The sequence below is a fragment of the Streptomyces sp. WMMB303 genome (genome assembly GCF_029351045.1).
Taxonomy (GTDB): Bacteria; Actinomycetota; Actinomycetes; order Streptomycetales; family Streptomycetaceae; genus Streptomyces.
In genome coordinates this window covers 6276818-6289620 of record NZ_JARKIN010000001.1, presented here as the reverse complement: position 1 = coordinate 6289620, position 12803 = coordinate 6276818, and the positions used below count along the sequence as shown (strand labels likewise).

The 12803-nt window shown below is 73.1% G+C and carries 13 protein-coding genes and 1 tRNA gene; 13 read left to right on the top strand and 1 reads right to left on the bottom strand.

The genetic code is table 11. The features are described from left to right. Positions 1 to 381: 381 nt before the first annotated feature. The 12 genes from P2424_RS27395 to P2424_RS27340 all read left to right on the top strand — a co-directional run bounded on the left by P2424_RS27395 (position 382) and on the right by P2424_RS27340 (position 11834). On the top strand, positions 382 to 753 hold the full coding sequence (locus P2424_RS27395) for an NADH-quinone oxidoreductase subunit A (RefSeq protein ID WP_276478350.1): 372 nt from the start codon (positions 382 to 384) through the stop codon (positions 751 to 753). Then, positions 744 to 1409 (top strand): NADH-quinone oxidoreductase subunit B, encoded by a 666-nt coding sequence (locus tag P2424_RS27390; RefSeq protein WP_276478349.1) that lies wholly within the window; start codon positions 744 to 746, stop codon positions 1407 to 1409. The genes P2424_RS27395 and P2424_RS27390 overlap by 10 nt, the downstream gene beginning before the upstream one ends. Further along, a complete protein-coding gene (locus tag P2424_RS27385; protein ID WP_276478348.1) occupies positions 1406 to 2317 on the top strand; it encodes an NADH-quinone oxidoreductase subunit C in 912 nt (303 codons plus the stop codon). The genes P2424_RS27390 and P2424_RS27385 overlap by 4 nt, the downstream gene beginning before the upstream one ends. Beyond that, on the top strand, positions 2314 to 3273 hold the full coding sequence (locus P2424_RS27380; protein WP_075003468.1) for a complex I subunit 1 family protein: 960 nt from the start codon (positions 2314 to 2316) through the stop codon (positions 3271 to 3273). Before P2424_RS27385 ends, P2424_RS27380 begins: the two co-directional genes overlap by 4 nt. 107 nt (positions 3274 to 3380) lie before the next feature. Next, a complete protein-coding gene (locus P2424_RS27375) occupies positions 3381 to 4010 on the top strand; it encodes a 4Fe-4S binding protein (RefSeq protein WP_276479151.1) in 630 nt (209 codons plus the stop codon). Beyond that, the gene (locus tag P2424_RS27370; RefSeq protein ID WP_276478347.1) at positions 4007 to 4621 is read left to right on the top strand and encodes an NADH-quinone oxidoreductase subunit J; all 615 of its coding nucleotides are present in this window, start codon (positions 4007 to 4009) and stop codon (positions 4619 to 4621) included. The genes P2424_RS27375 and P2424_RS27370 overlap by 4 nt, the downstream gene beginning before the upstream one ends. Next, positions 4621 to 5061, top strand: coding sequence for an NADH-quinone oxidoreductase subunit NuoK (gene nuoK / locus P2424_RS27365; RefSeq protein ID WP_276478346.1), 441 nt, complete (start codon positions 4621 to 4623; stop codon positions 5059 to 5061). Before P2424_RS27370 ends, nuoK begins: the two co-directional genes overlap by 1 nt. Continuing rightward, positions 5058 to 7112 carry an NADH-quinone oxidoreductase subunit L gene (locus P2424_RS27360; RefSeq protein WP_276478345.1) on the top strand — a complete coding sequence of 685 codons (2055 nt, stop codon included), beginning with the start codon at positions 5058 to 5060 and terminating at the stop codon, positions 7110 to 7112. Before nuoK ends, P2424_RS27360 begins: the two co-directional genes overlap by 4 nt. A gap of 1 nt (position 7113) precedes the next feature. Continuing rightward, positions 7114 to 8700 carry an NADH-quinone oxidoreductase subunit M gene (locus P2424_RS27355; RefSeq protein ID WP_276478344.1) on the top strand — a complete coding sequence of 529 codons (1587 nt, stop codon included), beginning with the start codon at positions 7114 to 7116 and terminating at the stop codon, positions 8698 to 8700. Then, entirely contained in the window at positions 8697 to 10289 is a 1593-nt protein-coding gene (locus tag P2424_RS27350; protein WP_276478343.1) for an NADH-quinone oxidoreductase subunit N, read from the top strand. Before P2424_RS27355 ends, P2424_RS27350 begins: the two co-directional genes overlap by 4 nt. A gap of 277 nt (positions 10290 to 10566) precedes the next feature. After that, positions 10567 to 11433 (top strand): zinc metalloprotease HtpX, encoded by an 867-nt coding sequence (gene htpX / locus P2424_RS27345; protein ID WP_276478342.1) that lies wholly within the window; start codon positions 10567 to 10569, stop codon positions 11431 to 11433. Next, complete coding sequence (locus tag P2424_RS27340; RefSeq protein ID WP_276478341.1) at positions 11430 to 11834, top strand: YccF domain-containing protein; 405 nt, start codon at positions 11430 to 11432, stop codon at positions 11832 to 11834. The genes htpX and P2424_RS27340 overlap by 4 nt, the downstream gene beginning before the upstream one ends. A gap of 129 nt (positions 11835 to 11963) precedes the next feature. Here P2424_RS27340 and P2424_RS27335 read toward each other — a convergent pair whose 3' ends face one another. Then, on the bottom strand, positions 11964 to 12452 hold the full coding sequence (locus tag P2424_RS27335) for a YajQ family cyclic di-GMP-binding protein (protein ID WP_276478340.1): 489 nt from the start codon (positions 12450 to 12452) through the stop codon (positions 11964 to 11966). Positions 12453 to 12721: 269 nt separating this feature from the next. Between P2424_RS27335 and P2424_RS27330 the strand changes: the two genes are divergently transcribed. Continuing rightward, a tRNA-Tyr gene (locus tag P2424_RS27330) sits at positions 12722 to 12803 on the top strand.

Genomic DNA, 12803 nt, shown 5'->3' with positions numbered 1-12803 from the left:
GGACAGATTTTTGAGACATCCGGCGTGCGCTGCTGCCGCCACGGAGTGCGCCGTGCCGCCAGACTCCGCCTCTCTGCTGGAGGGCTCCTCGAACGGGCACCGGGCCGAGCCCACCCCGGCGTGACGCGGATCACCATCGGAAAGGGCGAACGCGGCGGCGCGGCGCCGGGGGCGGAGTCGGGGCCGCCACCGGACACGGGTGTCGGAAGCGGCGTCGGAGGTGGTGGTTCCGGATCCGGGGCGGCCCGGGCGGCGGTGGCCGCGGCCCCGCGGCAGAGGCCCGCGAGTACGACGCGGCCGTCCTCGGTGACTCCCCGAGGGCCTACACTCCGTGCGTACAGATCCTCGAACGTACCCACCGACACTCAGGACGGGGCAGGCGTGCCGGACTACTTCCACGGCTACACGGTCGTCGGGCTGGTAGCCGTCGTCGGTGTGCTCTTCGTCTGCGCGGCCTTCGCCGCCGGTCGGCTGCTGCGGCCCGTGGTCCCCACCCCCGAGAAGATGCTGACCTACGAGTGCGGCGTCGACCCCGTCGGCGAGGGCTGGGCGCACACCCAGGTCCGCTACTACGTCTACGCCTTCCTCTATGTCATCTTCGCCGTCGACTCCGTCTTCCTGTTCCCCTGGTCGACGGTGTTCGCCGCGCCCGGCTACGGCGCCACCACGCTCGCGGAGATGTTCGTCTTCCTCGGCTTCCTGGCCGTCGGCCTGCTCTACGCGTACAAGAAGGGCGTCCTGGAATGGACGTAACGAACACCCCGACCTCCGCCGCACCGGCTCCCGCCGCGGTGCCGCGCGCCGAGGGGCGGTCCCAGCTCGGCCTGCTCTCGCGGCTGGCGCCCGAACCGATGAAGGTGGTCCTCAACTGGGGCCGCCGCTACAGCCTGTGGGTCTTCAACTTCGGGCTGGCCTGCTGCGCCATCGAGTTCATCGCCGCCTCCATGGCACGGCACGATTTCATCCGGCTCGGTGTCATCCCCTTCGCTCCCGGCCCCCGGCAGGCCGACCTGATGGTCGTCTCCGGCACCGTCACCGACAAGATGGCACCCGCGGTCAAACGCCTCTACGAACAGATGCCCGAGCCCAAGTACGTCATCTCGTTCGGCGCCTGCTCCAACTGTGGCGGCCCCTACTGGGACTCCTACGCGGTCACCAAGGGCGTCGACCAGATCATCCCCGTCGACGTCTACGTGCCCGGCTGCCCGCCCCGGCCCGAGGCGCTGCTCCAGGGCGTGCTCAAGCTCCAGGAGAAGATCGCCGCCGAGTCCACCGCCGACCGCTATACGGGACGCGACGCGGGCGCACCCTCCGCCGGTGCCCTCACCAGCGGCCTGGTCGCCCCGCCCGCGGCGTCCGCCGCGCCGCAGGCGACCCCGGACGGCGACCGGGAGGGGGACGGACGGTGACCGAGCCGCCCCAGCACCCCGGCTGGCTGCCGCGGCCGGCCGAGGAGCTCTTCGGCCCGGGCGCGACGGCCGCGGACGCCTACGGGCTGCTCACCGCCGACGTGCCGGCCGACGCCTGGCTCCCCGCGCTGACCGCGGCCCGCGACGACCTCGGCTGCACCTACTTCGACTGGCTCAGCGCCGTCGACGAGCCCGGCACCGGCATCCGGGTGTGCGCGCACCTGGTGGCGCTGCCCGCGGCGGGCCGCGGCGTCCGCCGCCTGGTCGTGCGGACGACGCTGCCCCACGAGGCGCCCGCGCTGCCCACCGCCACCGGGGTCTACGCCGGTGCCGCCTGGCACGAGCGGGAGACCCACGAGATGTTCGGCATCGACTTCCCCGGCCACCCGCACCTCGTGCCGCTGCTGCTGCCCGACTCCTTCGAGGGGCACCCGCTGCGCAAGGACTTCGTCCTCGCGGCCCGGGTCGCCAAGGCCTGGCCCGGCGCGAAGGAGCCCGGCGAGTCCGGGCACGGCGGACCCAAGCGCCGCCAGATGCTCCCCCCGGGAGTCCCCGACCCCAACGAGTGGGGGCCCCTCAAGGGACAGCTCCCCCCGGCGCCCACCCGCGAACGCACCCGCCGCGCCGCGGGCGACGCGCCGCGCCGCACCCGCAGCGCACGCGCCGGCTCGGCCTCCCAGCAGGACGCGGAGGCGGCTCCCGCCCCACCGCGCTCGACCGACGCGCCCTGGCACCAGCCCGCCCCGTCCGGCGGTGACGCGACGGCGCCCTCCCCGGACACCTCCCGGACCGGCGACGGCGGAGGCACGGACGGGCGCTCGGATGCCGAAACCCCCGCGCCGGACACCGACCGGGACCGACGGGAGCGGGAGCAGGAGCGGGACCGTCACGAGGGGGACGGAGCCTGATGGACGCCGTCGACGTCGCGGTGCGGCTGCTGGCCGTGCTGCTCTCCTTCCTCGTGCTGCCGCTGCTGGTGGGGCAGACCGAACACAAGGTCATGGCCCATATGCAGGGGCGGGTCGGCCCGATGCACGCGGGCGGCTTCCACGGCTGGGCCCAGTTGGTCGCCGACGGGGTGAAGTTCGCGCAGAAGGAGGACATCGTCCCCGAGGGCGCCGACCGGCGGGTCTTCCAGCTCGCTCCCGCCCTCGCCCTGATCCCGTATCTGCTCGTCCTCGTCGCGATCCCGGTGGCACCCGGCGGCGGCGTCGTGCAGGTCCTGGACGCCGGGATCTTCTTCGTGCTGGCCGTGATGGGCGTCGGCATCCTCGGTTCGCTGATGGGCGGCTGGGCATCGGCCAACAAGTTCTCCCTGCTGGGCGGGTTGCGGACCGCGGCCCAGCTGCTGGCCTACGAGCTGCCGATGCTGTTGGCCGCCGCGTCCGTCACCATGGCGGCCGGCACCCTCTCGCTGCCCGGAATCCTCGGGGTGTGGGAGTGGTGGTGGCTGCCGTGGCAGGCGGTGGGGGCGGTGGTCTTCTTCACCGCGGGCCTCGCCGAGCTCCAGCGCCCGCCGTTCGACGCGCCGGTCGCCGACTCGGAGATCATCTTCGGTGCGTACACCGAGTACACCGGGCTGCGGTTCGCGCTCTTCCTGCTCGCCGAGTACGCGGGCATCGTCGTGCTCTCCGCGCTGACGGCCGTGCTCTTCCTCGGCGGCTGGCACGGTCCCTTCGCGGACGGCCTGGGCTGGCTGTGGATGCTGCTCAAGACCGGCGTCCTCGCCTTCGGGGTGATCTGGCTGCGGGTCAGCTACCCCCGGCTGCGCGAGGACCAGATCCAGCGGCTGGCCTGGACCGCTCTCGTCCCGCTCGCCCTCTTCCAGATCGCCCTCACGGGTGTCGTCAAGGTGGTGATGTAGCCGTGTCCCCCGCCTCTTCCCCGGGCACGCCCGCCGAGCGGCCCGGCGCGCGGCGCGGAGTGTTCGGCTCCGGGCTGGCCAAGGGCCTGGCCGTCACGCTCCGGACCATGACCCGGCGCTCGGTCACCGAGCACTACCCGGACACGCAGCCCGAACTGCCGTCCCGCAGCCGCGGGGTCATCGGCCTGTTCGAGGAGAACTGCACCGTCTGCATGCTCTGCGCCCGTGAGTGCCCGGACTGGTGCATCTACATCGACTCGCACAAGGAGACGGTGCCCCCCGCCGCGCCGGGCGGCCGCGAGCGCAGCCGCAACGTCCTCGACCGGTTCGCCATCGACTTCGCCCTGTGCATGTACTGCGGTATCTGCATCGAGGTGTGCCCCTTCGACGCGCTGTTCTGGTCGCCGGAGTTCGAGTACGCGGAGACCGACATCCGGGAGCTGACCCACGAACGGGACACCCTCCGCGAGTGGATGTGGACCGTGCCCGAGCCGCCGCCGCTGGACGAGGGCGCGGAGGAGGCCAAGGAGGTGGCCGCCGCCCGCAAGGCCGCCGACAAGGCCGCCCAGGTGGCGGAGGCCGACATGCTGGCCGCGCACCGCGAGCACCCCGCCGAGGAGACCGCCGGGACAGCCGGCCGGCCGCCGCGGAAGCCCGAGCGGGACGCGCCGCGGAACCCCGGCCCGGACGACGCGGCGGAGGCGCCGGACCAGGACACCCGAGGCGGTGCCGAGTGAACGCTCTCGCGCGAGCGGCCGCCACCCACCCGGCCGCCGACCACCACGGCTTTCTGTCCCCCTCGGGGGTGGAGATCGTCTTCGTGCTCGTCGGCCTCGTCACCCTCGGCGCCGCCCTGGTCACGGTGACCACCAAGCAGCTCGTGCACGCCGCGCTGTGGCTGGTGGTCGCGCTCGGCGGGGTCGCTGTCGAGTATTTGCTGCTGACCGCCGAGTTCATCGCCTGGGTGCAGGTGCTGATCTATGTCGGCTCCGTCGTCGTCCTCATCCTCTTCGGGCTCATGCTGACCAGGGCCCCCATCGGGCGCTCACCCGACGCGGACTCCGGCAACCGCTGGGCGGCACTCGCCGTCTCCCTGGCGGCGGCGGCCACCCTGGTGACCGTCGTCGTCGACGCCTTCCGCGCCACCTGGATCGACCTGGCGGACCCCGCGGGACCCGGCAGCGGCTCCTCCGAGGTCACCGGCACGGCCCTCTTCCGGCACTGGGTGCTGCCCTTCGAGGCGCTCTCGGTGCTGCTGCTCGCCGCACTCGTCGGCGCCATCGTCCTCTCCCGCCGCGACGGCGACCGCGCCCTCCCCACCGGGCGCACCGGGGCCGGTGAGCGCTGATGCACCTCGCGTATCCCGCCGTACTCGCCGTCCTGCTCTTCTGCGTCGGCCTCTACGGCGTCCTCGCACGCCGGAACGCCATCCTCGTCCTGATGGCCGTCGAGCTGATGCTCAACGCCGTCAACATCAACCTCGTCGCCTTCGACGTCTGGCTCCGCGACACACTGCACGCGGGCCAGGCGCTCACCCTCTTCACCATCGCGATCGCCGCGGCCGAGATCGGCATCGGTCTGGCCATCGTCCTGCTCGTCCACCGCAACCGCGGCAGCTCCGACATCGACGGACTGCGGGACCTCCACGAGAGCGACGGCCCGCCAGGGGGCGACTCCGGCGGCGGTTCACACGTGGAGAAGAGTCCGGCACCCGCCACCGACAACGACGCCGAGAGCGGCTCCGACCAGCAGGTCCAGGGCCCCGCCGCAGGGAGGCGGCACGCGTGAGCACCACGACACTGGCAGCGCTGGTCCCCGTCCTCCCGGCGCTCGGTGCGCTCGCCGGGCTGCTCCTCGGCCGCCGCGCCCCCGGCTTCGTCCGCCCGCTCGCGGTCCTGCCCACCCTCGCCGCCGCGGTCCTCGCCGTCGTCGTCGCGGCCCGCCAGGGCGGCGGCCCGGCCCTGCGCGCGGCCACCGAACTCGCACCCACCGGCAACGACGCGCTCCCCCTCCAGCTCGCGCTCAACCTCGACGGCTTCGCGGTCCTGGTCGCCGTCCTCGTCGGGGTCGTCGCCACCTGCGTGCAGCTCTACTCCACCGGCTACCTGCGCGACGACCCGCGCTACGCCTCGTACGCCGCGCTGGTCTCGCTCTTCACGGCCGCGATGTTCCTCGTGGTCTACAGCGACGACCTGATCGTGCTGCTCGTCGGCTGGGAGGTCATGGGCATCTGCTCCTACTTCCTGGTCGGGCACTACTGGGAGACCCCGGCGGCGCGTGCCGCCTCCCTCAAGGCCTTCCTGGTCACCAAGCTGGGCGATGTGCCGTTCCTGATCGGCATCCTGGCGCTGGCCTCGGAGGCCGGCAGCTTCCGCATCAGCACCGTCGTCACCCGCCTCACCTCCAGCCTCTCCGGGTACGAGCTGACCCACCCCACGGTGATCGCGCTGCTGCTGCTCGCCGGGGTCGCCGGGAAGTCGGCGCTGCTGCCGCTGCACTCCTGGCTGCCGGACGCGATGGCCGGCCCCACCCCCGTCTCCGCGCTGATCCACGCCGCCACCATGGTCGCGGCCGGCGTCTACTTCGTGGCCCGGCTGCTGCCCGTCTTCACCGCCTCCGCCGCCGCACTCCTCGTCCTCGCGGTGCTGGCGGCGCTCACCATGACCGGCTCGGCGCTCGCCGCGCTCGCCCAGGACGACATCAAACGCGTCCTCGCCTACTCGACCATCAGCCAGCTCGCCTACATGGCCGGCGCGCTGGCCGTCGCCGACCGCGGCGCGGCCGTCTTCCACCTGCTGGTCCACGGCGCGTTCAAGGCGCTGCTGTTCCTGGCGGCCGGGGTCGTCATCCACGCGGCCGGCACCAACTCGCTGACGGTGATGGCCCGCACGGGCGGCATCGCCCGGCGCGTCCCCGACGCCTACTGGACGATGACCATCGCCCTGCTGGCCCTCGCCGCGATCCCGCCGTTCTCCGGCTTCTTCTCCAAGGAAGCCGTGCTGGCCGCGGCCGAACACGCCGCCTTCGGTGACGCGCATCCCCCCTTCGCCGGAGCGCACGCGGTGCCCGCGGGCGCCGGCTGGATCGTCCTGGCCGCCGGCCTGCTCACCGCGCTGCTGACCGCCGCCTACGCGGCCCGGCTGTGGCTGCTCGCCTTCCGGGGCGGCCCCGCCGTCGCACCGCTCGCCGTCACCGGTGAGAAAGCCGCCGAACACGTCCCCGAAGCGGTGCCGCAGCAGGCGCCCGAAACGGAGCTCGCCACCCCGGGCCCCGTGCAGCGGCACGTCGGCCAGGACGAGCACCGCCCCGCCCCGGCCGTCATGAACCTCGTCCTGTGGACGCTCGCGCTGCCCTCACTCGCCCTGGGCATCGCCTTCCCCGTACTGCCCCACTGGTTCGACGGCGCGTCCCTCACCCCCACACTGACCACGTCCGTGCTCGCCACCGGCGTCGCCCTGGTCGGCGGTCTGCTCACCTACGCCACCTGGCGGCACAGCAGCGCGCTCGCCGCCCTCCACCCCGAACACGACGCCGACCCCGGCGTGCTGCTGCTCGGACCGCTGCACCGGCACGCGGCGGCCGGATTCCATCTGGACGCGCTCTACCGCGCCCTGGTCGTACGCCCCGTCCAGGGCGCGGCCGGGCTGGTGCGCTTCCTGGACAGCGCGGTCGTCGACACCTACGTGGCAGCCGCCGGACGCGCCCCGCGCCTGCTGGGCGCCGCCGTCCGGCGCGCCCAGACGGGCAACGTGCAGACCTACCTCGGCGCGCTGCTGACGGGCTCCCTGGCGCTCGCCGTCATCGCCGTGGTGGCCATGACCGGAAACGGAGGGGCGTGACGTGATCCCGCTCGACGACACTGTCCTGCAGGCGCTCCTGATCGCCGTCGTCGCCCTGCCGCTGCTCGGAGCGGCCGCCGCGCTGCTGCCCGCACCGCCCGGCCTGCGCGGCCGCAGCCCCGAGCAGGCCGTGCTGCGGCACGGGGTGACCGTCACCGGCGCCGTGCTCGTCCTCGCGGTCCTGCTGGCCCTCGGTTTCGACCACGACCGCCCCGGCACCATGCAGGCCGAGACGAACGTGGACTGGATCCCCGCGCTGGGCGTCCGGCTGCACCTGGGGACCGACGGCGTCTCGCTGCCGCTGCTCGTCCTCACCGCGCTGCTGTCGTTCCTGTGCGCGCTCCACTGCTACGCCAAGCGGCCGCCGGGGCCCGGCCCCAAGGCGCTGGTCGCGCTGCTGCTCCTGCTGGAGTGCGGCACCCTCGCCACCTTCGCGGTGCTCGACCTGGTGCTGTTCTTCCTGGCGTTCGAGACGGTGCTCGTCCCGATGTACTTCCTGATCGCCCGGTGGGGCGGCGCGGGCCGGGGCCCGGCGGCGTGGAAGTTCGTGCTCTACACGCTGCTCGGCTCCGTCGTGCTGCTGCTCGGGCTGCTGGTCCTCGGACTGAACGCCGGAACGTTCGACATGGTGCGGCTCGCCCAGGCGCACGGCTCCGGCCTCGGCCACACCACCCAGGTGGTCGCGGCCCTGGCCATCGGCATCGGACTCGCGGTCAAGGCGCCCATGTGGCCGCTGCACAGCTGGCTCCCGGACGCCCACACCGCGGCACCCACGGTGGGCTCCGTGCTGCTGGCCGGTGTGCTGCTGAAGATGGGCACCTACGGGTTCGTGCGGATCCTGCTGCCCGGCGTCCCCGACGGCGCGCACACCTTCGCGCCCTACCTGGCGGCGTTCGCCGTCGCCGGCATCCTCTACGGCTCGCTCGTCTGCCTCGCCCTCGCGCGCCGGGGCGCCAAGGGCGACCTCAAGCGGCTGATCGCCTACTCCTCGGTGGGCCACATGGGCTTCGTCCTGCTGGGCATCGCCACGCTCACCCGCACCGGCGTCAACGGCGCGCTGTACGCGAACCTCGCCCACGGCCTGATCACCGGGCTGCTGTTCTTCCTCGTCGGCGCGGTCAAGGACCGCACCGGCACCGGCGACCTCGACACCCTGGCCGGAACCACCGGCGGCGCCCTCTACGGCCGGGCGCCGCGGCTCGGCGGGCTGCTCGCCTTCGCCGCCGTGGCCTCCCTGGGGCTGCCCGGACTGGCCGGGTTCTGGGGAGAGCTGCTGGCCCTGCTGGGCGCCTACCATCCGGCGGCCGGACTGAGCCGGCCCGCCTTTCTGGTCTTCCTCGCCCTCGGCGCCCTGGGCACCCTGTTGACCGCCGCGTACCTGCTCCAGGTCGTCCGCCGAGTCTGTATGGGCGACCCGGCCGAGGTCCGGCCCGAAGCGCTCACCACGGTGCCGGACGTACGCCCGTACGAGTTCGCCGCCTGGACCCCGCTGGTCGTCCTGACCCTCGTCGCCGGACTGTGGCCCGGAGCCCTCCTGGGACTGATGGAGCCGGCCGTACAGAACCTCCTGCCAGGAGTGGCCCGATGATCGCGCTCCCGATGACCGCGCTCGCCGCCGAACATGCCGCGCACGGCCTCACCCGGACGGCGCCGCGCACCCACCTCGCCCAGGGCGCCGGCCTCGTGCAGAGCATCGACTGGGCCGCCGTCGCGCCGCCCGCCCTCGTCGCCGTGGCCGCGCTGGTCGTGCTCGTGGCCGAACTCTTCCTGGCCGAGCGGCACAAGGGGCTGCTCGGCGTGGTCTCGGCCGCCGCGCTCGCCCTCGCCGGGCTGGCCCTCGTCCCGCTCGTCGGCGAGGACCGCGCCACCTTCTGCCTCACCTCCGGCACGCGCGCGTGCAGCTACGTCGCCGACACCTTCACCCTCACCGTGCAGCTCCTCGTCCTGGGCGGCGCCTTCGTCACCGCACTGCTGTCCATCACCGCGGTCCGCCGGGAGCGGCTGCCCGCGGGGGAGTTCTGGTTCCTGCTGCTCTCCTCGGCCGCCGGTGCCGCGCTGCTGCCTGCCGCGCGCGACCTGGCGACGCTCGTCGTCGCCCTGGAGGTCGCCTCGCTCCCGGCCTTCGCGCTGGTCGGTCTCCGGCGCGGCGAGCGGCTCTCGTCCGAGGCGGCGCTGAAGTTCTTCCTGTCGTCCGTGGTCGCCACCGCCGTGATGCTGCTGGGCGTCAGCTTCGTCTACGCGGCCACCGGCAGCATGCACCTGAGCACCGTCGCCGAGGCGCTGCCCGGGACCGACAGCCGGCTGAGCACTCTCGCGGCCACCGGCGTGGCGCTGACCATGGTCGGCTTCGCCTTCAAGACCGCCGCGGCGCCCTTCCACTTCTGGGTTCCCGACACCTATGTGGGCGCCCCGGTGCCGGTGGCCGCCTACCTGTCGGTGATCGGCAAGGCAGCGGGCTTCTCCGGGCTGATCCTGGTCGCCGTGCGGGCCTTCCCCTCGTACGCGGACGCCTGGGGGCCTGCGCTCGCCGTGCTCGCCGCGCTGACCATGAGCGTCGGCAACCTGGGCGCGCTGCGGCAGCGCACCGACCGGGCGCACGGAGCCGTCCGGCTGCTCGCCTGGTCCTCGGTCGGACAGGCGGGCTATCTGCTGGTCCCCATCGCCGCCGCCGGGTACGCGGACGAGCCGGACCGGGCAGTCGGCACCACGCTCGCCTACGCGCTGATGTACGCCGTCGTGAACCTGGGCGCCTTCGCCGTCGTCGCCGCGATCCGGCCATCCGGTGCGGACGGTCGCCTCGAGGACTTCCGCGGCCTGGTCCACACCCGTCCGGTCGCCGCCGCGGCCCTCGCGTTCTTCCTGCTGTGTCTGGCCGGACTGCCCCCGGGCGTCGTCGGCCTGTTCGCCAAGGTCGCCGTCTTCCAGTCCGCCGTGGACGCGGGGCTGGGCTGGCTCGCCGTCGTCATGGCGCTCAACGTCGTGGTCGCGCTCGTCTACTACCTCACCTGGACCGCGCTGCTCTTCCGCCCCACCGCGGACCGGGAGCGGACACCCTCGGCCTTCCCGCGGCTCTCCGCCCCGCTCACCGCGACCCTCGCGCTGACCGGGGCGCTCGCACTGGCCTCCTCCGGGGCGCCGCAGCTCGTGCTCCGGTTCACCACCGCCGCGCTCTTCTGACCGCGCGGCGGCGGGGACGCCGCGCCGCCGGGAAACGCCGCGGCAGCGCCGTCGCGCTGCCCACAGGCCCGCTGCCGCTGTGCCGACGGGACCGCCCGGCCGGCCCGCTGCCGCTGTGCCGACGAGAACCCCGGCCGGAACACCGACGGGCACACCCGGGGGAACTGAGAACGCCCGCTCTCCGTTGACGAAAAAGGGAGGGTCCACTGGACGGGGTTGCTGAGGGCGGAAGGTCTGCCCGCGTCAGGGCTCCGCAGCACCATCTGGAGGGCGTACCGTGCACCGCCGGCACAACGGGCTGAGGACAGCCCTGCTCCTGGGAGGGCTGTCCGCTCTCATCGTCGTCATCGGGAGCTTCTTCGGCACCACGGGCCTGGTCGTCGCGCTGCTGATCGCGCTGGGCACCAACGCCTACGCGTACTGGAACAGCGACAAGCTCGCACTGCGCGCCATGCGTGCCCGCCCGGTCAGCGAGTTCGAGGCGCCGCAGCTCTACCGCATGGTCCGGGAGCTGTCCACGGCCGCCCGCCGGCCCATGCCGCGGCTCTACCTCTCGCCCACCCAGGCGCCCAACGCCTTCGCCACCGGGCGCAACCCGCGCAACGCCGCGGTGTGCTGCACCGACGGCATCCTGCGCCTGCTGGACGAGCGCGAGCTGCGCGGGGTTCTGGGCCACGAGTTGAGCCATGTCCACAACCGGGACATCCTCATCTCCTCCGTCGCGGGCGCCCTCGCCTCGGTGGTTCTCTTCCTCGTCAACTTCGCCTGGCTGGTCCCCGTGGGGCGCGCCGACGACGACGAGGGTCCCGGTCTGGTCGGGATGCTGCTGATCATGCTGCTGGGCCCGCTCGCGGCCTCCCTCATCCAGTTGGCCGTCTCCCGCTCCCGCGAGTACGAGGCGGACGCCTCCGGGGCGCAGCTCACCGGGGACCCCCTGGCGCTCGCCTCGGCCCTGCGCAAGCTGGAGGCCGGTACGGCCCAGCTCCCGCTGCCGCCCGAGCCGCGGCTGGAGACGGCGAGTCATCTGATGATCGCCAATCCGTTCCGTCGCGGCGAGGGCGGTATGACGAAACTTTTCTCCACCCATCCTCCGATGGCGGAACGTGTCGCCCGGCTGGAGAAGATGGCAGGCTGGCCCGGGTGAAGACCCTCCTCAATCTCATCTGGCTGATCTTCTCCGGCTTGTGGATGGCCCTGGGCTACGTCCTGGCCGGACTCATCTGCTGTGTGCTCATCATCACGGTCCCCTGGGGGCTGGCCTGCTTCCGCATCGCCTCCTACGCCCTGTGGCCGTTCGGCCGAACGGTCGTACAGCGCCCCGGAGCGGGCGCCGCTTCCGGTGCCGGGAACATCGTCTGGCTCGTCTTCGCGGGCATCTGGCTCACCCTCGGCCACATCACGCTCGGAGTGGGCCTGTGCGTCACCCTCATCGGCATCCCCTTCGGGCTGGCGCACTTCAAGATGGTCCCGATCTCGCTGATGCCGCTGGGCCGGGAGATCGTCTCCACCAGCGCCCCGGCGGCCTACCCGGGGTACCGCTGGTGAACACAGCCCCGCCCGCGCCGCGGGCGGGGCCGATCATCCGTCGGCCCGTCCGCGCCGTCCGGAGCAGGCGCCGGCCCGCCCGGCCGCGCCGCATGGCGGGACCGAGCGGGCCGGGACGGTGCGCTGTCGTCAGCGGAAGTTGACGTACTGAAGGGCGAAGTCGAAGTCCTTGCCCTTCAGCAGACCGATGACCTCCTGCAGGCTGTCCCGGCTCTTCGAGGTCACCCGCAGCTCGTCGCCCTGCACTTGGGCCTTCACGCCCTTGGGCCCCTCGTCCCGGATCACCTTCGCGACCTTCTTCGCGTTGTCCTGGGAGATGCCTTCCTCGAGCGACGCGGAGATGCGGTACTCCTTGCCCGACGCCTGCGGCTCCCCGGCGTCCAGCGCCTTCAGCGAGATACCCCGCTTGACCAGCTTGGACTGGAAGATGTCGAGCACGGCCTTGACCCGCTCCTCCGAGTTCGCCCGCATCTCGATCCGCTCGCCCGACCACGCGAGGGACGCGTCCACACCCTTGAAGTCGTAGCGCTGGGAGATCTCCTTCGCGGCCTGGTTCAGCGCGTTGTCGACCTCCTGCCGCTCGACCTTCGAGACGATGTCGAAACTGGCGTCGGCCATGGTGAGTTGGCTCCTCGTACATAGATCCGGCAGAGAACGACCCCGGAGGGCCGTGCGCAAAGCCTAGCCACCCGCGACCGTGCTCCGGCCCCTGCGGCGAGGGGCGTCGCGGCGGAGCACCCGGCCTGCCCCGAGGTCCTGCCCGGCGACCCGCCCGACGGCCCCGCGCGGCTGATCAACCGGGTGGCGAACCACCCCGGTGCATCGGGTATGGTTTACACCGTTGCCACGGCGCACCGCCCCAGGCGGAGTGCCCGGCAGCAATCCCCGGCGGTGTGCCCGAGCGGCCAAAGGGAGCAGACTGTAAATCTGCCGGCTCAGCCTTCCCAGGTTCGAATCCTGGCGCCGCCA

Coding starts and splice junctions, on each gene's coding strand:
- P2424_RS27350 (WP_276478343.1), top strand. CDS start 8,697: ATGATCGCGCTCCCGATGACCGCGCTCGCCGCCGAACATGCCGCGCAC.
- nuoK (WP_276478346.1), top strand. CDS start 4,621: ATGCACCTCGCGTATCCCGCCGTACTCGCCGTCCTGCTCTTCTGCGTC.
- P2424_RS27390 (WP_276478349.1), top strand. CDS start 744: ATGGACGTAACGAACACCCCGACCTCCGCCGCACCGGCTCCCGCCGCG.
- P2424_RS27375 (WP_276479151.1), top strand. CDS start 3,381: ATGACCCGGCGCTCGGTCACCGAGCACTACCCGGACACGCAGCCCGAA.
- P2424_RS27335 (WP_276478340.1), bottom strand. CDS start 12,452: ATGGCCGACGCCAGTTTCGACATCGTCTCGAAGGTCGAGCGGCAGGAG.